The organism is Labrenzia sp. R5_0, from assembly GCF_017743835.1.
GTDB classification, from domain to species: Bacteria; Pseudomonadota; Alphaproteobacteria; order Rhizobiales; family Stappiaceae; genus Roseibium; species Roseibium algicola.
On record NZ_JAGHRK010000001.1, the window covers coordinates 1,126,585 to 1,145,102 of the forward strand.

The window sequence follows — 18,518 nt, forward strand, 5'->3', positions numbered from 1 at the left end:
CAGGATTTCCGCTGTGCTTACAGCCTCGGGGCCTGAATGGGAGTACAGGCAAAAAAGCCCGCCAATCGGCGGGCTTTTCGTTTGTTCAGCTGGTGCCTCTTAGCCGGAAAGGGCCTGATCGAGATCGGCGATGATGTCATCGACATCTTCCAGGCCGACCGAAATACGCACCACGTCCGGGCCCGCACCAGCCGCGGTCTTCTGTTCATCCGAAAGCTGCCGGTGTGTTGTGGATGCGGGATGGATGATCAGACTGCGGGTGTCACCGATGTTGGCCAGGTGCGAGAACAGTTCCACCTTGCTCACCAGGGCGACGCCTGTGTCATAACCGCCTTCAACGCCGAAGGTGAACACGGCACCGGCGCCCTTTGGCATGTACTTCTGTTGCAGGGCGTGGTGCTTGTCTTCCGGCAGGGCTGCGTAGGACACCCATTTGACCTTGTCGTGGGCGGCGAGGTGAAGCGCGACCTTCTTGGCATTGTCCGAATGACGCTGCATGCGCAGCGGCAGGGTTTCGATGCCGGTCAGGATCATGAAAGCGTTGAAGGGCGAGATGGCCGGTCCGAGGTCGCGCAGACCAAGCACACGGCAGGCAATGGCAAAGGCGAAGTTGCCGAAGGTCTCGTGCAGGACGATACCCTGGTATTCCGGCCGGGGCTGGGACAGCAGCGGATAGTTGCCGCTGGCAGACCAGTCAAAGCTGCCGCCGTCGACGATGATGCCGCCCATGGAATTGCCGTGACCGCCCATGAATTTGGTCAGCGAGTGCAGAACGATATCAGCACCGTGTTCGATCGGCCGGCACAGGTATGGCGTTGCCATGGTGTTATCGACCACCAGCGGCACACCCTTCGCCTTTGCAATTGCCGCAATCGCCTCGATGTCGACAACGATTCCGCCGGGATTGGCCAGGCTCTCGATGAAGATCGCGCGTGTGCGGTCGTCAATCGCCGCTTCGAAGGACGACATGTCCGCAGGGTCGGCCCACTTCACGCCCCAACCGAAGCTCTTGAAGGAGTGGTTCAGCTGGTTGATGGAACCGCCATAGAGCTTGTTTGCGGCCACGATGTTGTCGCCGGGCTGCATCAAGGTATGGAAGCACAGAAGCTGAGCCGAATGACCGGAAGCTGTCGCAAGTGCGGCGGTACCGCCTTCAAGCGCCGCAACGCGCTCCTCCAGAACAGCCGTCGTCGGATTGGTGATGCGTGTGTAAATGTTGCCGAAGGCCTGCAGCCCGAACAGGGAAGCGGCGTGATCGACATCGTCGAAAACGAACGAGGTCGTCTGGTAAATCGGTGTCGCCCGCGCGCCTGTCGAAGGATCCGGCGCTGCGCCAGCGTGAATCGCGAGAGTGGAAAAACCTGGAATATTTTCGCTCATTAAAAGACCTCCCTGTTGGATTGGCGGCCAGTTTGACCGAAGGAGCAGGGCAGGTCAAAGAACGATTTTGCGGTTTTGTGATCTAAAGGAAATTATGTATGTCAAAGCGTTAGGCAGGATTGGTGGCCTTTGCCTCCTGCCAGGGTGGGGCATGTCTGCCTATTGGTCGGAAGGGTCCTTCCGGTTCTCCAGCTTCACACCGAAATAGACACCAAAAAGCAGTGCCGCCGCCAGCAGTGGCAGGCTCCATGCCAGAAATGTCGTATCTCCGAAGACTGCAAACACAGCGGCCTCCTCCCGGTTTGAAAACTTGGATGCGAGGCAAAAGGTTAACGATCTCTTATGGAGAAAGTGGAAAGAAATTCATCGGCATTCGGAGCAAATTGAGCGAAAGCTCTTATAAATTGAACTTAAAATTGTCAGCTTTTGTCGGTTGCGTCATCTTTCGTGCGCCTGGTTGCGCGCGGGCCGTTTGCAGATGGTTTCTGCAGATGAATCAGTACCGCGATACAGACGACGAACGCGACAGTCGCGAGCGCGAATATCATTAGTATTGCCCCCATGTATCTGTCGTCAAAGGCGCAATTTCGCCTGAACGCAGATCAAAACCCCATCCCTGAAGTCTCGAAGTATAGCAGAAACACGCAGGGGTAGAAGTGGGGGTGTATACATTGATTTCGGTTCAGCCGCCCTTCTGTTCCCGCTCGCCGGACTGTGCCTGCTCTCGCGCCCAGGTCTCGTCACGGTGGGCGAAGGGGGATCCGTGTTCGGCCTTGTGCACGAATGCGAACAGCAGCAAGGCAACCAGAGCTGCCATAGCCATGAGAACCCATTCAAATGCGGTAAACAGGGTCGGGTCCTGGGTCATGCTGCCTCACGCTACTGATGGCATCCGGTTGGCTTCCGGACGGCGGTATCTCGACTAACGAGCTATCCGGCGAGCATTGTGCGAAGCTGATGCAATGGGGAAAATTAGCTGTTTTTTTCCCCAGAAAGCCCGCGATGCTGAAACCCTGCTTTCAGAGCAGGGCGCTTGGAGGAAAGCGTGCGCGAGTTGACACCTGCCCATCCGATTTCACCTGACAGCCGACCATACTCTATCTTGGGGCAGCGGTTCATCACCATCTTGATACCGGCAGCTTCGGCTCTTGCTGCTGCTTCGTCGTGGCGCACGGTCAATTGCATCCAGATGACTTTGGGCAACATGCCGCTGGCAATAACGTCGTCGACGATAACGCCTGCCGCTTCGGAATTGCGAAAGATGTCGATCATGTCGGGAGCCGCAGGCAATTCGTCGAGCGAGGAATAGACCTTCTGTCCCAGGATCTCCTTGCCTGCCTGACCGGGATTGATGGGCCAGACCTCGTATCCCTTGGACAAAAGGTATTTCAGCACGAAATAGGACGGCCGGACATTGTTGGCACTCGCGCCGATCATGGCGACGGTTTTCACCTCGTCGAGAATACCCTTGATGTAGGCGTCCGGATAAGTGTCGTGATTCATGGAATGGAGATCCTCAGATTTGTCGCGCTATCCAATGCGAAATGACACCTGCCTGCAAGGGGCCTTCTGCCGCAGACCGGTCTGCCTCGAAGAATTGTGAAACTGCGCAGGGACGGTCAGGCGCGATAAGCGGCTCACCGGTAAACGGAAGAGGCTAAACAGGCATACGGAAGGCGGCGTTTTATGAGTGAGTTGAAAAAGCGGTTCCAAAAGGTGCTGGAAACGATCGACCGGTCGCTGGATGGTCCGCTTGATGTTCCTGCGCTTGCGGGGGTGGCCGCTTATTCGAAGTTTCACTTTCAGCGCCAGTTCTCGGCTTTCTTTGGCCTCGGAGTTGCAGAATACCGGCGGCTCCTGAAGCTGAAACGCGCAGGACAGCAGCTCGCTTTCAGGGGGGAGCTACCGGTCACTGAGATTGCCTACGATGCGGGCTACGAAAATCTCGAGAGCTTCTCACGTGCGTTCAAACGAGATTTTGGGCAAAGCCCTTCGGCTTTCCGATCAACGCCCGACTGGTCTGTCTGGCACGGAACCTATGACCCATTGCTGAATTTGAAAGGACAGTTCATGTCGGATCAGCACCTTGATGTCTCGGCCGTCCGGATCATCGATTTTCCTGAAACACCCGTCGCCCTGCTTGAGCATCGCGGGTCACCGCAAGAGGTGCCCGCATCCGTCAGACGCTTCATTGCCTGGCGCAAGGCAAATGCAAGCCCTCCCTCCAGAAGCGCGACGTTCAATATACTCTTTGACGATCCCAGAACGGCGCTGCCTGAAGAATACCGGTTCGGCATTTGCTGCGCTGTAGCAGGACAGTTCAAAGAGAATGCGGAGGGCGTGGTAGCCGCAACGTTGCCTGCAGGACGCTGCGCCGTAATCAGGCATTCCGGTCCACTCGACTTGGCTGAGGAAACAATCCGCGCCCTTTATCGCGATTGGCTGCCACGAAGTGGCGAGGAGCTGCGGGACTTTCCGCTGTTCGTTCAACGCCTCAGCTTCTTTCCGGATGTTCCGGAGCATGAAGCGAAAACCGATATCTTCCTGCCGCTGAAATGACATGGAACCGCAGTGGTAATACGGTGAGTTGACAGTCGACACTCAGGCCAGTTTTGCCGCCTGTTCTTTCCTGAATTCCTTGCGGATCATCAGTTTCAAACCGGACCAGGTGCCGTCAACGGCACAAACCTTTACGTCCACAAGCCCCATCGGCAGGCAAAGCTCGCGGATGGTGTCTTCGGTGACGTCGGTCGGTAGCTTGCTGGCCTTCTTGGGCCAGGAAACCCAGATCATGCCGTCCGGGGCCAGCAGGACCCGCAAGGTTTCCAGTAGTCCAGTCAGCTCAACCCGTTCGGTAACAAACACATGAGCGCACTCAACACCCGGTTCCGGCGCGGTACAAATGACCGCGCCAGGGGCCTGTGTCTGCAGCAAGGCGGAAATGTCTTCCGGCATCCGGTGACGCCAGCAGATCATTCCCGGTTTCAGCCCCAGTTTTGCGGACAGCGGACGTCCGGAATAACCGGCTTCAGGCATGTCTTATCCTTGTTGCCTCCAAACGGCAGGGCGGATCAGCTGTCCGTCCATTCTGGTTTGCGTTTTTGCAGAAAGGCGTTGATGCCTTCTTCCGCATCCCGGGCCATCATGTTCTCGACCATGGTTTGTGCTGCGAAATCATAGGCTTCCGACAACGGCATTTCCAGCTGACGGTAAAAGGCTTCCTTGCCGATCTTTACGGTCTTGGCAGACTTGGAGGCGATCGATTCCGCGTATTTCTGGACGACCTGCTCCAGGTAGTCACGCGGGACGATGCGGTTGATCAGGCCGAAATCCTTCGCGGTGGATGCGTCGATGCTTTCACCGGTCAGAAGCATCTCCATGGCCTGTTTAGGCGCAACATTGCGCGAGAGCGCAACCATTGGCGTGGAGCAAAAGAGGCCGATATTGACGCCTGGCGTGCAGAAGGTGGCCGTGTCGGTAGCGATGGCAAGGTCGCAGGAGGCAACCAGTTGGCAACCGGCTGCGGTCGCAACACCTGTTACCACGGCGATCACAGGCTTGGGCAGGCGCACAATCTGCTGCATCAGATCCGAACACTGGCGCATGATCCGCTCGTAGGTGGCCCTGCCACCATCCGCTTCACCGCGCGCTGCGGTTAGTTCCTTCAGGTCGTGGCCAGCGCAGAAGACCTTGCCTTCCGCACCAAGCAGGACAACACGCACTGCAGGATCCTCGGCCGCCTTCTGAAGTTCACCGGCTAGAGCGGTCATCATCTCGCTCGAAAGAGCGTTCATCCGCTCCGGCCGCTGCATCACGATCCGGTAAACGCCTTCATGAAGAAGCGTTGCGAGCATCGGTTTCTGGATCTCGTCATTTGCGGCGGTTTCAGACATGGAACGCTCCCTGAAGATTTGCTTTGCCGATGTTATAGCCGACGCGGGCAGGGCGGCGAAAGTGTCCGATCGGCTGGTGGCTGCCGCCGATCACAGATGGTTTATCTGACGATGCGTCAAGTCGCTGGCGGTTCTTTCGGTTTCGGTTATCCTTTCGGCATGTGGAGGCTTTCCGAAGTCCGCTCACTTGCAGGTGCAGTCGCCTTGCTGCTGGCACCTCTCGGTCCCGCGCTTGCGCAGGAACAGGTCGATGTCGCTCTGGTCCTTGCTGTCGATGTCTCCCGCTCCATGTCGCCTGAAGAACTCCAGATCCAGCGCCGCGGATATGCTGCCGCCATCGCCAGCCCGGAAGTGGTGCGGGCGATCGGGTACGGGGCTCACGGCCGGATCGCTCTCATGATGTTCGAATGGGCCAACGAAAGCCATGCGCGCGAAATTGTCGGGTGGTCGGTGATCGAGGGCGTGGAAGATGCCCAGGAGTTCGCCGACAAGGTTCTGGCGGACAGCACCTACGGCCAGCGCCGAACCTCGATTTCCGGCGCAATCTGGCATGCTTCGGCTCTCCTCGCCGATGCACCTTTCAAGGCAGACCGCCGCGTGATCGACATTTCAGGGGATGGTCCCAACAACCAGGGAGCACCTGTGGTCCAGGCACGCGATGCCGCCGTGGAGGCCGGTCTGGTGATCAATGGATTGCCGCTGATGACTACTGGTGGCATGGGCTTCCAGTTCAACATTCCGGACCTGGACGTCTACTATCAGCGCTGCGTCATCGGCGGGCCCGCCAGCTTCGTCATACCGGTGAACGACTGGGAACAGTTTCCCGAAGCCGTACGTCGCAAGCTGATCCTCGAGATCGGCGGCGTCAAGCCGCCCGAGCCACAAGTCATCCCGACCCAATTCACCTTCGAAGAGCCATATGACTGCCTCGTGGGAGAAAAGATCTGGCGGCGTATGCGCGAGCAATATTTCTGGGATCAGTAGCGGCAGAGCAAATCTGCCGCCCGTTCATGCTTGCTAGCCGAAGGAACGACACCGTCAACCTCGGCGGCGTCTCCGCCTGCGCTCTCCACCGGCTGCATCCGACCCCGCGTCAGCCTCCTTGCGTACCGGCAATTCGACGGCAGCTCGAAGGTGGGGGAACTGATCGACCTTGTTGGGCAAGGCCATTGCATTGACGAAATGCTCCTGGAACTTGGGTTCCAGAGCGGTCTCGATCTTTTCGATATCGCGCACCGTCTGCTCGATCTCGCGCCTGTAGCCGCGGTTGAGCAAAGCCATCCGGGCGCCTGTCCCGGCAGCGTTGCCGACGCCGGAGACACCGTCCAGCGGGCAATCGGGAATAAGGCCAAGGATCATTGCGTACTTTGGGTCGATGTAGCTGCCGAAGGCCCCCGCAAGGCGAATGCGGTCCAGATCATAGGTGCCGAGCTTGTCCTGCAGAAGTTTGACACCCGCATAAAGCGCACCCTTGGCGAGCTGGATCGCGCGAATGTCCGTCTGCAGGATCGATATTTCGACCCCGTCGTCAGCAATCAGATAGGAGAAGGTCCGGCCGGTGGATTTGACGCGCGATGTCCGTTCCGCCATCGAGCCGTCGATAACACCGTCTTCCGTGATGAGGCCCGCCAGATACATTTCGGCAACGGCCTCGATAATGCCGGAGCCGCAAATGCCGGTAACGCCGACAGTGTCGACCTTTTCGGCAAAGCCTTCTTCATCCGACCATTCGTCGACACCAATCACCTTGAAGCGAGGCTCAAGCGTTTCCTTGTCGATGCGGATGCGCTCGATTGCTCCTGGTGCCGCGCGCTGGCCGGACGAGATCTCGGCGCCTTCGAACGCAGGGCCGGTCGGAGAGGACGCTGCCAACAGCCTGTTCCGGTTACCCAGCACGATTTCCGCATTGGTACCGACATCGACAAGCAGCGTTATCTCGTCGAGCTTGTAAGGGCTTTCTGCAAGCGTTGCAGCAGCTGCGTCGGCACCCACATGGCCGGCGATGCAGGGCAGCATGTAGACACGTGCACCCGGGTTCAGTTCCAGATCCAGATCGCGCGCGTTCAAAACCATGGCGTCGGAGGCTGCGAGCGCGAAGGGAGCGCCGCCAAGTTCCACCGGATCGATACCGAGAAACAGATGATGCATGACCGGGTTGCCGACAAAGGTCGCATCAAGCACATCCGTGCGCTCTGCGCCGACATCGCCGACCAGTTTGCCGATCAGCGCGTTGATGGCATCGCGCACGGCCTTTGTGAGATCCGGCAGCTTGGACGGGTTCATCTGGACATAGGACACCCGCGACATCAGATCTTCACCAAAGCGGATCTGCGGGTTGGAGGTGCCTGCGGACGAGACCGTGCGCCCGTTCTGAAGGTTGCAAAGGTGGGCTGCGATGGTGGTGGAGCCGATGTCGACGGCAAGGCCGTAGACGGCAGGTTTTTCTCCGGGCCAGAGCGCCACGAGTGTCGGCAGCACGCCTCTGTCTTCGTGGATTGCCGCAGTTACCTGCCAATTGCCCTTGCGCAGGATTGTCTGGACCCGTGGCAGCAGCACCGGGTCGATTGTGAGGTCGGCGATGCCGGTCTCGGCAATCAGCGCCTCACGCAGGCGGTCGATATCGCCGCGCGGCGTTTCCATGTCCGGTTCGGCGATCGAGACGGATACCAGCGAGATCGGGCTGTCGGCTTCGATGTTGCGGGCTTCCGCGCGCTTGCGCACAACCTGACGGTTGGTCTGGGCATCGGTCGGGACATCGATAACCAGATCGCCCAGGATTTTTGCCTGACAGGAAAGGCGCCGGTCGGCGGGCAGTTTGCGCAAGGTCGCGTAGCGGGTTTCCGCTTCGGTGGCACCTTCCAGGTTTTCAGCTGCGCTGGTCAGGTTTTCCTTCGCGAAAGTGCCTTCCGAGATGGAAATCTGGCAGCGCCCGCAAATGCCGCGCCCGCCACATACCGACTCCACATAGACACCGAGCGAGCGGGCAGCGTCGAGCAGGGGCGTACCGACAGGAAAGGTTCCACGGCGCCCACTGGGTTGGAAAACGACTTTGGCTTGTTTGACGGTCTCGGTCATGTCTGCGATCTGCCACTACCGGTTTTGAAACACTACGGGGACGAAGCCCACCCTTGACCCTTCACTCACAAGGAGGAGGGAGTTTTTATCTAAACTGCGAAAGCCGGAGCCATCGTGAAAATGACGCGGATCCCGCGATTTGAAACGTGCCCCTCGACACGCAAAACCCCTCCCTATTAAAGGGAGGGGATTGGGGTGGAGATTCCATCCTGAAACTGGTGAAAAGCCACCCTGTTTGCGGAAGGGGAGAGAACCGCAAACGTGTTATGACATCTGGGCTCAGCCGGCGGACCGACGGGCCGCGCGTCCACCGCGGCGGCGACCGCCAGCAGACGCACCACCTTCACCAGGTGCTGCAACCGCACCTGCAGCGGCAGGCTGATGATCACGGTAGGTCATGATCCATTCCGAGCAGTTCGGATCAGTGCCGTTGAGCACGTTCGCCGCACGTACGGCTTCCATTTCCTGCGGGCGGCACGGGTTCATGATCGCGGAGGTCATGCCGGCACCGATGACCATCGGAATGAAACCGGCATTGATGCCGTGGCGATGCGGCAGGCCGAAGGAGATGTTGGAAAGGCCGCAGGTCGTGTTGACCTTCAGCTCTTCACGCAGACGGCGCAGCAACCGGAACACCTGCTGACCTGCGGTGCCCATGGCGCCGATCGGCATCACCAGCGGGTCCACGACAATGTCGTGTGCGGGAATGCCATAGTCGGCAGCATGCTGAACGATCTTCCTGGCGACTTCGAAACGAACGTCCGGATCTTCGGAGATACCGGTCTCGTCGTTCGAGATCGCCACCACCGGCACGTTGTATTTCTTGATCAGCGGAAGGATCGCTTCCAACTTCTCTTCTTCACCGGTCACGGAGTTGACCAGCGGACGGCCCTTGGCAACCGCGAGGCCGGCCTCGATGGCGGCGGTCACGGATGAATCGATAGACAAGGGAACGTCGACAAGTTCTTGAACTATTTCAAGAGTTTTGACGAGCAGTGGCGGTTCGGTCTCGTTCGGGTTGACCGCTGTCACGCCTGCGTTGACGTCAAGCATGGTCGCGCCTGCAGCCACCTGCGCCAGAGCATCGGCCTTGACGGTTTCGAAGTTGCCTTCGGCCATTTCCGCCGCCAGCTTCTTGCGGCCGGTCGGGTTGATCCGCTCGCCGATCACGCAGAACGGCTGATCGAAACCGATAACGATTTCCTTGGTGGCGGACGCGACAACAGTGCGGGTCATTTATGCGCTCTCATTGGCAGTCAGGATTGAAGACGAGGTTTGAAAAGACCAGCTCCCGCGGCTGTGCAGCCACTCGGCGGTTTTCTGGATACCGCCGAAGGGATAGGCGTGAATCTGGGCCAATTGGGTGTTCGGCTGGCTGGTGACGCGGGTCTCCAGCGGATCGACCATCGTGTCAGGATCGTAGCCCGACAGCATGGAGACGACAGCACCGCCGCGCTTCTTCAGGAAGTTGAAGGAATTTTCAACACCGGCAAAAGCGGCATATTTCAGCAGGGTCGTCATCTTTGCCGGACCGGCAACGCCGACATGGACCGGGAACTCGTTGCCCCATTCGCGCAGCTCGTCCAGCCACAGGCTGACGCGGTGCGGATCGAACCCGAACTGCGTGACAATGCGGAAATCCGCATCGCTTTCGCGGGCAAGTTCGTGCTTGCGCTGCAGGAAGCTCTTGATGACGTCCGGCTTGATGTCCGGTGCGCCTTCCGGGTGACCTGCAACGGCGATCTTCTTGATGCCGAGCTTGTCGAAGAGGCCCGTCTCCAGAAGGGCGACGGATGAGATGAGGGGGCCGGCTTTTTCTGCTTCACCGGCAATGGCCAGAACCTCGGTCGCACCTGCTTCCTGGGTCAGACGCGTGATGCGGCGCTCGAAGTCCTCGCGGCTGGCGTACCGGCGGGCCGCCATATGCGGAACGGCGGTCAGCTTGTTGTCGCGCAGGATGCGGGCGGCATCGACGATCATGTCTTCCGAGCAGTTGCCCAGATCCGTGACATAGACCTGCGTGCCCGCCGGAATAAATTCCAGAAGCTCGGTCTTTTCGACCACCTGCTTGGGAGACATTTCGGTAGAGGCGGGAAGCCGCCCATTGGCCAACAGGCGCTGATCAGTCATGTTCCGAGCCTCCATTTGCGAGCAGGGTTTTCAGTCTCTCTTTCGGATAGGCCGAGACCAGGTCGGTCAGGGCTGCGTCCGCTTCCGTTTCCAGGTCGTCCGTGACGGAGACCGGGTCTGTCCGGCGCCACTCCGCCATGTAGGCGTCGCTGTCCTTCGCTCCGATCCGCATCGCGCAGGCATCAATGGCTTCCATGAACATGGCCGGCAGTTCCCGTCGGGCGGATTTGCGCCCCTGTTTCACCAGGATCTGTGCCGGGATGTCCCGCCAATAAACGATGATTTTCTGCGCCATTCTCGGACTTTCCTCCTGAGAAACATGTTTGCCGGAAGCTGGCTGATCCAGGACGCCTGATAGCGGCATCATCACGTGAAAAACCGACTTGTCCGGATGCTATTTTGCGACGCTCAGTCCGCCTGGCCCTTGTCCAGAAACGGCTGAAGCAATCCATACCCGGTTCGGCGCATTTCAAACGGCAGACCCAGCCGGTCCGCCGCGCGCCGCGCCGCATTCTCAAGGGCAGGGTCATCGGTCTGCGCAAGATAAAGAACACGGGTGTAATGAGCGAAATACATGTCCCGCAAATGCGGGTGCCAGTCGAGGCCGAGCGGTTCGATGACCATGGTCTGGAAGTGACGGGCCAGGAAGTCGGTCAGGTAGAAGGTGCCGAGCTGGTCGTCTTCCATCTGGTCGAATTCGTCTATCCCCGTGAAGAAGGCATAACAGTGCGCGCCATCGATGCGTCTCGCGCCGGTTTCTTCCAGCACCTTGTCGAGCAGGCCACCGGTTCCGCAATCGCCGTAGGCAATCAGAATGTCGGAATAGGTGTCCGCGTTCTTGAGGATGGCCCGGCGGACTTCATCAGGGATCTTTTCCGGCGAGTTGTGAAGCTTCGCCGGAAGGCAGGTGATATCGAGATGATCGAGGCGGTTCTTTTCGCGGATGGCAACGATTTCGCGTGCCAGAGCCCCGCAGGCAATAACAAGAACGCGGCCGGCCTTGTCGTCCGCGCTCCCATCCGTTTCAACCGGAAAGAGAGGCTCGCCCACCAACATTTCGGCAGCCTCCTTGAACATTGCCGTCAGCCCTTGTTGGCCAGCATGTTGTGGCGGCGAGCGATCAGATCTTTCGCCATTTCCACAGCAACGGCCGCGTCGCGGCAATAACCGTCAGCACCGACGGCTTCGCCGAATTCCTCGTTCAGCGGTGCACCGCCAACGAGCACGATATAATCGTCCCGGATGCCCTTGGCCTTCATTTCGTCGATCACGACCTTCATGTAGGGCATGGTGGTGGTCAGAAGAGCCGACATGCCGAGAATGTCCGGCTGATGCTCTTCAATGGCCGCAAGGTAGTTTTCGACAGGGTTGTTGATGCCGATGTCGATCACTTCAAAGCCGGCGCCTTCCATCATCATCGAGACAAGGTTCTTGCCGATGTCGTGGATGTCGCCCTTCACGGTGCCAATGACCATCTTGCCAACCTTCGGTGCGCCGGTTTCCGCCAGCAGCGGACGCAGGATGCCCATACCGGCTTTCATGGCGTTGGCGGAAAGCAGCACTTCGGGAACGAACAGGATGCCATCGCGGAAGTCGACGCCGACGATCCGCATGCCTTCGACAAGGGCCTTGGTCAGGATGTCGTAAGGTACCCAGCCGCGTTCCAGAAGGATGTTCACGGCATCCGTGATTTCTTCCTGAAGACCGTCGTAGAGGTCGTCATGCATCTGCTCGACAAGTTCGTCGTCAGAAAGGGAGGCGAGATCAATATCGTCTTCGTCAGACATGGGCAGCTCCAACCAGGCACAACGGCCATCAACTTAGTGCAAAACCTTATGCCTCAAGCCGGATTCGCCGATATCTCCAAAGCGACACGGCTAGTCGTTTACGCGACAGGGAAATCAAGCCAGGCCGTTCAATGTCAATTTTGTACGGTGACGGGAAATGTTTGTAGCTGTCTAAACTTACGAGAAGGCAGTGGCGCTGCCTGCCGAAAGAAGCTTCACGCCCTGCCAGGCGGTTTCCGCACGGGCGTCGATGTCGTTTTCCGACCATTCAGTCACGGTGCGTGTCACCAGCCGGATTTGAAGATCGCCGATCAGCAGGGACAGATAGATTTCTACCGCGGTTTCCGTTTCAAGGCCTGTCAGCAGTCCATCGCCCTGAACCTTCGCGACAAGGTCAGTTACGAGCGGCCTGATCGCGTCGCGACCGCTTTGCGCGAGGGCAGTTCCAAGCGTGCCGGTCGTGTCGGCGGCAGCTGCACGGTTGAGAGCGATTGCGGCCGGGTTCGAAAGAACGCCCAGGAGACGTCGGCCGAAGTTCCGCAGTGCTTCGGTGGGAGACGGGTTGTTTTCAATACACTCTCGAAGTGACTGGCGAATGTTTTCTGCATTGCGATCCACCAGGGCGCTGAACAACCCGGTCTTGTCTCCATACCAACGGTAGAGCGTTTCGTTGGAGGCCTTTGCTTTTTTTGCGACCGCCAGCATCGACAGGTTGTCATAGCCCTGATCCAGCAGCAATTCGATCGCCGCCGCTTCTATGGATGCTTTCCGTCGTTCCCTGGCTTCCGCCCGCATGTCGTTCTCTCCGTCGCTTGCTCAAAACCGTAATCGATGTTACGGAAATTGCAATCCGTACACCTAATTACGGTTTGGAGTTTGGGATGTATCGACTTGCACTTGGAACTGGTCTTTTGGCGATTGTTTTTGCCGGGGCCATCTTCGGTTTCTTTTATGCCTGGGTCTGCTCAACCATGTGGGGCCTGGATGCCACTGACCCTCGCATTGCGATAGCAGCCATGCAGGCCATGAACGCGTCTGTCCGCAACGCCGTTTTTGCGCCCGCTTTCTTCGGCACGCCTTTCGTTCTTGCTCTTGCCGGGGTCTTCAGCCTGTTGTCTGGCCAGCGCGCAGCCGGGGTTGCCTTTGTAGGGGGAGCAATCGTCTATGTGCTGGGTGGCATCATGCTGACGTTCCTGGTGAACGTGCCGATGAACCTCGAGCTTGCTGAGGCAGCGATCCCGGAAAACCTGAATGAAGCGGCAATGCTCTGGCGGTCCTATTCCGAGCCTTGGCAGGTGTGGAACCAGACACGGACCGTCTTCTCGGGCCTTTCCCTGTTGTTGGCTGCGATCGGTCTCGTTCTGCTCGGCCGAAACCCACACCGCACTGACTAGCCGAAATCTCAGCTTTCTTCATGCGTGGCTCGACCGTGGCATCCATGCCGTTTCAGTTCCTCTTGTGTAGCGTTTGAAGCGATGTCATTCCGCCGCAGGCTGAGAGACCGTTGGCCACACGCCACACAAAAAAAGGCAGGTCCTGAGACCCGCCTTTTCTGGTATTCGGCATCAATTCCGAATGCTCAGAACAGACCTTCGATCTGACCTTTTTCGTCCAGTTTGATGTGGTTAGCTGACGGCACGCGCGGCAGGCCGGGCATGGTCATGATTTCCCCGCAGATCACCACGATGAAGCCAGCCCCTGCCGACAGGCGGACTTCACGAACCGGCAGGCTGTGGCCGGTCGGGGCGCCTCGGCGCTGCGGGTCTGTCGTGAAGGAATACTGGGTCTTGGCCATACAGACCGGCAGATGACCGAACCCGTCGGCTTCCCAACGCTTGAGCTGGTCGCGCACAGACTTGTCTGCCAGAACTTCGTCTGCCCGGTAGATCCGTTTTGCGATGGTTTCGATCTTCTCGAACAGGGACAGGCTGTCGTCGTAGAGCGGTGCGAATTGCGCCGCGCCGCTTTCGGCAAGGGCTGCCACACGGGTGGCAAGTTCTTCGGTGCCTGCGGAGCCGTTGGCCCAATGGGTCGCCAGGATCGCTTCAACGCCGAATTCGGCGCAGTAATCCCGCACGGCCTGAACTTCCGCTTCCGTATCTGCTGTGAAGTGGTTGATGGCCACAACTGCCGGAACACCGAACTGTTTGACGTTCTCGATGTGGCGTCCCAGGTTGGCGCAGCCTTTTTTCACGGCCTCGACGTTCTCGCTGCCGAGGTCTTCCTTGGCAACGCCTCCATTCATCTTCAAGGCCTTGATGGTGGCGACGATGACAACCGCATCCGGGCTGAGGCCTGCCTTGCGGCATTTGATGTCGAAGAACTTCTCGGCACCGAGATCTGCGCCAAAGCCAGCTTCCGTCACCACATAGTCGGCCAGCTTCAGGGCTGTCTGGGTAGCAACCACGGAGTTACAGCCGTGTGCGATGTTGGCGAAAGGGCCACCGTGAATGAATGCGGGATTGTTTTCCAGCGTCTGCACCAGGTTCGGCTGCATTGCTTCTTTCAGCAGCACGGTCATGGCGCCGTCTGCTTCCAGTTCGCGCGCGGTGATCGCCGTGCGGTCGCGCCGGTAGGCAACGATGATGTCGCCGAGCCGCTTCTGCAGATCTTCGAGATCGGTGGCCAGGCAGAGGATGGCCATGATTTCGGAGGCGACGGTGATGTCGAACCCTGCTTCACGCGGAAAGCCGTTGGCAATGCCACCAAGCGAACAGACGATGGAACGCAGTGCGCGATCGTTCATGTCCATCACCCGGCGCCAGACCACGCGGCGAATGTCGATGCCCAGTTCGTTGCCCCAGTAGATGTGGTTCTCGATCAGGGCGGCGAGCAGGTTGTGGGCCGAGGTGATGGCGTGGAAGTCGCCGGTGAAATGCAGGTTGATGTCTTCCATCGGGACGACCTGTGCATAGCCGCCACCGGCTGCGCCGCCCTTCATGCCGAAACAGGGGCCGAGCGAAGGTTCGCGCAGGCAGATCATCGCGTTCTTGCCGATCCTGTTGAGGCCGTCGCCAAGACCGACCGTTGTGGTCGTCTTGCCTTCGCCGGCCGGGGTCGGGTTGATCGCCGTCACCAGAATCAGCTTGCCGTTCTTGCGGCCATTGAGGTTGGCAATGTAGTCGGCGGAAATCTTGGCCTTGGTGCGCCCATAGGGCAGGAGAGAGTCTTCGGGAATATTCAGCCGTGTGCCGATCTCCTGAATGGGTTTCATCTTGGCTGCACGGGCAATTTCAATATCGCTGGCCATGGGTTCTCTCTCCGAAGCGTTTCCGATTTCTTGTTTTCCGGATGCGGTTTTGCACCGCCCCGACTTGTGCCGGAACGCTATGGGAGAGGGCGGTGCAGCAAATGTTCCGAAAGCGACAGGATGCGCCCCGGAAGCGACGGCAATTCAATCGGCGCGGTTGCGCAGCACTGTTGCGAGAAAAACCAGCATGGTCAGAACCGCCAAAACAGAGCCGGCCTTGGCCATGATTTCCCCTTCGGCGTTGATCGCAAATACGATCCCGGGCACCAGCACGATGACGGTGAGAACCGACAATCCGTAGTGGATGAGCGCAAGGCGCGAGGCGGCAGCCTTTGGTGCAAGGGCGTAGTAGGCACCAAAGACGGCCATCATCACGAAGCCGATCAGGTTGAGATGCCCATGCGCTGGCGCAAGTGTGTGATCAGTGGTCGCGGACATGTGGATGCCCCAGGCCATGCCGATCAGGGCAAAGAGTGCGGCCGTGGCAAAATATAGACGTGGTATCGCTTTCATGTGTTCCCCCCGGAAGACGATGGCCATTTCTGTTTTCAGGTCCTGGCCGAGGGAAAGCTTACATGATTTGTGACATTTGGATGACGGGAAAAGTAAATTGCAATATCTGGCGAAACGGATTTTAGTTCCGCAATGACAGATTCAGACATTCTCTCCCGTTTGCCGGCCCGCCTCAAGAAAGCGCGGCGTGCCCAGGGGCTCTCGCTCGAGGCCGTTGAAAAGCTCTCCGGCGTTTCCCGCTCCATGGTCAGCCAGATCGAGCGCGGGGAGTCGAACCCGACTGTCGCGACCCTGCTCAATCTGACCAGAGCCCTGAATGTCGACTTTGCAGGTCTTTTGGGGGAGGAGGCAGCCGAGGATCGGGTCGAGATCGTGCACGAACATCAGACCCCGGCGCTCGACAGGGCGGGAGACGGCTGCAAGATCCGCATCCTGTCACCGCCTCAGGACACAGGCCGGTTCGAAATCTATGAGCTGATATTCGCGGCAGATGGCAAACTCGACAGCAAACCGCACGAACGTGGGACGCGGGAGCAACTGATAGCCGAAGACGGCCAGCTTGAAGTCACGTCCGGTGTGGCCAAAGGTGTCATCGGAAAAGGAGACACGGCTCGCTATGCCGCCGACGTGCCCCATTGCATTGCAGCCGTTGGCGGCCCGGCCCGGGCGATCCTGATGGTGATTAAGTTCTGAAGGCCGCGAGCGCTTCCTTGACCTTCACGCAGCCGGCAGCGGCACATCAGGCCAGGTTTCCGTGACTTCCGCCTGCACCGGCCGGTCGAGATACGTCGTCAGCACCACATAACTTCTGGTCGCCCTTACACCCGGCAGGGCATAGACCTGTGCAAGGAAGCGTTCCATCGCGTCGGCATTGGCCGTCCGCACCTTCAGGATGACACAACAGTCGCCCGTGACCGAATGGAGCTCTTCCACTTCCGGAAAGTCCCGCAGCTTCATCATCCGCTCGCTCTTGCCCCATCCGCTGGCATCCACATGCACGAAAGCCAGAAACGGTTTGCCGACAGACATGGGATCAATGGCGGCGTTGGTGGAGGAGATAGTGCCGGACGCGATCATCCGCTTTACCCGGTCATGCACCGCTGGTGCGGACAGCCCGACCTTGGTCCCGATCTCGGCATAGGTCTGCCGGGCATTGCGCACCAGCTCGCTTAATATTCTTCGGTCGAATGCGTCCACGGGGCGGCCGGGGGTGCTGTTTTTCTGAATGGTCTCTTTATTTGATTTCATTCGGCCAGATCCTTGTTGCGGTGAATCGTGTTCGTCTGAACAGTCATTTCCGAAACAGATTTCGGAAGAAGGATCTTCGACTTGATGGAGCGGACAATCAACCCGGACAAGGGCATTTACCCGGCAACACCGGATTATGTGCATGCCCTGGAAGTGACTGGTGCAGGGCGGTTGCTCTTCGTCAGCGGCACCATGGGGCTTGATGTAATCGGCCGGGCTCCAGAGAGCCTGGAAGAGCAGCTTGATCTGGTTTGGGCGAACCTGCGCCGGATCCTGACTGAAGCGGATATGACGACCGACAATATCGTCCGCGTCACCAGTTATCTTTCAGATCCCGGCCATGCCGAAAAGAACCAGGCCGCGCGACTGGAGGCACTGGGCACCCGACGCGTCCCGACCACGGCCATTGTGGTTCGAACGCTGACACCCGAGTGGATGATCGAAATCGAAATTGTCGCGGCCGCTTAGGCGAAGCAGCAGTTCTCGGCAAATCTGGCGAGCGCAGGAGAAAGCAATGCAGTTCGAGACCTATCTGATCTTTCTTGTCACGACAGCTGTCGTGGTATTCTCTCCCGGTGCGGCGGCCGTGGCCGTTGCGTCGCAAGGGGCGGCGAATGGTGGGCGTCGGGCACTTGGTGGCGTTTTTGGTATTGCGTCTGCCAATGCCGTTTATTTTGCGCTTTCGGCAACCGGCATTGCCTCACTGATCATTGCTTCCAACCTGGTGTTCTCGGTAATCAAATGGGCTGGTGTAGGATATCTCGTCTGGCTGGGTCTGACCGCACTCTTCACGCCGGCAGGCGCAATCCGCGTCAAACGGTCCGGGCGGCAGTCCAGCCTGAAGGCGTTGTTCGCCCAGGGGTTTGTGATCGAGTTCGCCAATCCGAAGGCACTGCTCTATTTCGCAGCCATTTTGCCCCAGTTTCTCGACATCAATGCCCCCATTGTTCCGCAGATCCTGATCATGGGCATGACGACTTTCCTGATCGACCTGACATCCTACACGGCATATGCCTTTCTGGGGGACCGCCTGACTCGTGGCGAGATGAAGAACTGGGTTGTAGGTCTCGTCAACAAATGCGCCGGGATTGCCTTGCTCTATGCAGGTTTTCGAATGGCGGGTGTCACTGTAATGCGTTAGTATCTGCGGATATTTCCTGGCCGGAAAGGCTGACGCGATCGCCTGGATCTTGCAGAAGGGCAGTTGCAAGAATCCGTGATACCGGAAATCGAATCTTTTAT

General features: G+C 58.7%; 22 protein-coding genes. 6 read left to right on the plus strand and 16 right to left on the minus strand.

Features of this window, described 5'->3' with window-relative positions:
* Nucleotides 1-99 precede the first annotated feature (99 nt).
* The 4 genes from J7447_RS05200 to J7447_RS05210 form a co-directional block, all read right to left on the minus strand.
* On the minus strand, nucleotides 100-1,380 hold the full coding sequence (locus J7447_RS05200; protein ID WP_023003850.1) for an O-acetylhomoserine aminocarboxypropyltransferase: 1,281 nt from the start codon (nucleotides 1,378-1,380) through the stop codon (nucleotides 100-102).
* Nucleotides 1,381-1,539: 159 nt separating this feature from the next.
* A complete protein-coding gene (locus J7447_RS31225) occupies nucleotides 1,540-1,665 on the minus strand; it encodes a hypothetical protein (RefSeq protein ID WP_023003851.1) in 126 nt (41 codons plus the stop codon).
* A gap of 397 nt (nucleotides 1,666-2,062) precedes the next feature.
* On the minus strand, nucleotides 2,063-2,248 hold the full coding sequence (locus J7447_RS05205) for a hypothetical protein (protein WP_023003853.1): 186 nt from the start codon (nucleotides 2,246-2,248) through the stop codon (nucleotides 2,063-2,065).
* Nucleotides 2,249-2,352: 104 nt separating this feature from the next.
* On the minus strand, nucleotides 2,353-2,883 hold the full coding sequence (locus J7447_RS05210; protein ID WP_209168990.1) for a CoA-binding protein: 531 nt from the start codon (nucleotides 2,881-2,883) through the stop codon (nucleotides 2,353-2,355).
* 183 nt (nucleotides 2,884-3,066) lie between these two features.
* Here J7447_RS05210 and J7447_RS05215 point away from each other — a divergent pair, with 183 nt between their 5' ends.
* Nucleotides 3,067-3,939, plus strand: a complete 873-nt coding sequence (locus tag J7447_RS05215) for an AraC family transcriptional regulator (RefSeq protein WP_209168991.1) — start codon at nucleotides 3,067-3,069, stop codon at nucleotides 3,937-3,939.
* A gap of 42 nt (nucleotides 3,940-3,981) precedes the next feature.
* On the opposite strand, the gene J7447_RS05220 is transcribed toward J7447_RS05215, so the two are convergent.
* Nucleotides 3,982-4,416 carry a DUF3052 family protein gene (locus J7447_RS05220; protein ID WP_209168992.1) on the minus strand — a complete coding sequence of 145 codons (435 nt, stop codon included), beginning with the start codon at nucleotides 4,414-4,416 and terminating at the stop codon, nucleotides 3,982-3,984.
* Between the two features lie 35 nt (nucleotides 4,417-4,451).
* Nucleotides 4,452-5,273 carry an enoyl-CoA hydratase gene (locus tag J7447_RS05225; RefSeq protein ID WP_023003857.1) on the minus strand — a complete coding sequence of 274 codons (822 nt, stop codon included), beginning with the start codon at nucleotides 5,271-5,273 and terminating at the stop codon, nucleotides 4,452-4,454.
* Between the two features lie 111 nt (nucleotides 5,274-5,384).
* Here J7447_RS05225 and J7447_RS05230 point away from each other — a divergent pair, with 111 nt between their 5' ends.
* Nucleotides 5,385-6,257: a DUF1194 domain-containing protein gene (locus tag J7447_RS05230; RefSeq protein ID WP_286188936.1), complete on the plus strand. Its 873-nt coding sequence runs from the start codon at nucleotides 5,385-5,387 to the stop codon at nucleotides 6,255-6,257.
* Between the two features lie 54 nt (nucleotides 6,258-6,311).
* Here J7447_RS05230 and J7447_RS05235 read toward each other — a convergent pair whose 3' ends face one another.
* From J7447_RS05235 to J7447_RS05265, 7 genes are all read right to left on the minus strand, one after another.
* Nucleotides 6,312-8,348 (minus strand): ASKHA domain-containing protein, encoded by a 2,037-nt coding sequence (locus J7447_RS05235; RefSeq protein WP_209168993.1) that lies wholly within the window; start codon nucleotides 8,346-8,348, stop codon nucleotides 6,312-6,314.
* Nucleotides 8,349-8,627: 279 nt separating this feature from the next.
* A complete protein-coding gene (locus J7447_RS05240) occupies nucleotides 8,628-9,584 on the minus strand; it encodes a methyltetrahydrofolate cobalamin methyltransferase (protein ID WP_023003861.1) in 957 nt (318 codons plus the stop codon).
* Nucleotides 9,585-10,478, minus strand: a complete 894-nt coding sequence (locus tag J7447_RS05245; RefSeq protein ID WP_209168994.1) for a methylenetetrahydrofolate reductase — start codon at nucleotides 10,476-10,478, stop codon at nucleotides 9,585-9,587. It lies immediately after the preceding gene.
* On the minus strand, nucleotides 10,471-10,773 hold the full coding sequence (locus J7447_RS05250; protein WP_031270670.1) for a virulence factor: 303 nt from the start codon (nucleotides 10,771-10,773) through the stop codon (nucleotides 10,471-10,473). Before J7447_RS05250 ends, J7447_RS05245 begins: the two co-directional genes overlap by 8 nt.
* A 113-nt stretch (nucleotides 10,774-10,886) precedes the next feature.
* Nucleotides 10,887-11,534, minus strand: coding sequence for a DUF1638 domain-containing protein (locus tag J7447_RS05255; RefSeq protein ID WP_209168995.1), 648 nt, complete (start codon nucleotides 11,532-11,534; stop codon nucleotides 10,887-10,889).
* Between the two features lie 26 nt (nucleotides 11,535-11,560).
* Nucleotides 11,561-12,265: a B12-binding domain-containing protein gene (locus J7447_RS05260; protein ID WP_031270674.1), complete on the minus strand. Its 705-nt coding sequence runs from the start codon at nucleotides 12,263-12,265 to the stop codon at nucleotides 11,561-11,563.
* Nucleotides 12,266-12,442: 177 nt separating this feature from the next.
* Nucleotides 12,443-13,060 (minus strand): TetR/AcrR family transcriptional regulator, encoded by a 618-nt coding sequence (locus J7447_RS05265; protein ID WP_209168996.1) that lies wholly within the window; start codon nucleotides 13,058-13,060, stop codon nucleotides 12,443-12,445.
* Between the two features lie 86 nt (nucleotides 13,061-13,146).
* Between J7447_RS05265 and J7447_RS05270 the strand changes: the two genes are divergently transcribed.
* Nucleotides 13,147-13,659: an anthrone oxygenase family protein gene (locus J7447_RS05270; RefSeq protein ID WP_209168997.1), complete on the plus strand. Its 513-nt coding sequence runs from the start codon at nucleotides 13,147-13,149 to the stop codon at nucleotides 13,657-13,659.
* A 185-nt stretch (nucleotides 13,660-13,844) separates the two neighbouring features.
* On the opposite strand, the gene J7447_RS05275 is transcribed toward J7447_RS05270, so the two are convergent.
* Nucleotides 13,845-15,515: a formate--tetrahydrofolate ligase gene (locus J7447_RS05275; protein ID WP_152511225.1), complete on the minus strand. Its 1,671-nt coding sequence runs from the start codon at nucleotides 15,513-15,515 to the stop codon at nucleotides 13,845-13,847.
* A gap of 144 nt (nucleotides 15,516-15,659) precedes the next feature.
* Entirely contained in the window at nucleotides 15,660-16,028 is a 369-nt protein-coding gene (locus J7447_RS05280) for a hypothetical protein (protein WP_062491737.1), read from the minus strand.
* Nucleotides 16,029-16,160: 132 nt separating this feature from the next.
* Between J7447_RS05280 and J7447_RS05285 the strand changes: the two genes are divergently transcribed.
* Nucleotides 16,161-16,721, plus strand: a complete 561-nt coding sequence (locus tag J7447_RS05285) for an XRE family transcriptional regulator (protein WP_023003870.1) — start codon at nucleotides 16,161-16,163, stop codon at nucleotides 16,719-16,721.
* Nucleotides 16,722-16,745: 24 nt separating this feature from the next.
* Here J7447_RS05285 and J7447_RS05290 read toward each other — a convergent pair whose 3' ends face one another.
* Nucleotides 16,746-17,276 carry an Lrp/AsnC family transcriptional regulator gene (locus tag J7447_RS05290; RefSeq protein ID WP_209168998.1) on the minus strand — a complete coding sequence of 177 codons (531 nt, stop codon included), beginning with the start codon at nucleotides 17,274-17,276 and terminating at the stop codon, nucleotides 16,746-16,748.
* 84 nt (nucleotides 17,277-17,360) lie between these two features.
* Between J7447_RS05290 and J7447_RS05295 the strand changes: the two genes are divergently transcribed.
* Both J7447_RS05295 and J7447_RS05300 read left to right on the plus strand, forming a co-directional pair.
* Nucleotides 17,361-17,744 carry a RidA family protein gene (locus J7447_RS05295; protein ID WP_152507695.1) on the plus strand — a complete coding sequence of 128 codons (384 nt, stop codon included), beginning with the start codon at nucleotides 17,361-17,363 and terminating at the stop codon, nucleotides 17,742-17,744.
* Nucleotides 17,745-17,790: 46 nt separating this feature from the next.
* Entirely contained in the window at nucleotides 17,791-18,417 is a 627-nt protein-coding gene (locus J7447_RS05300) for a LysE family translocator (protein WP_055653531.1), read from the plus strand.
* The last annotated feature ends 101 nt before the right edge of the window (nucleotides 18,418-18,518 follow it).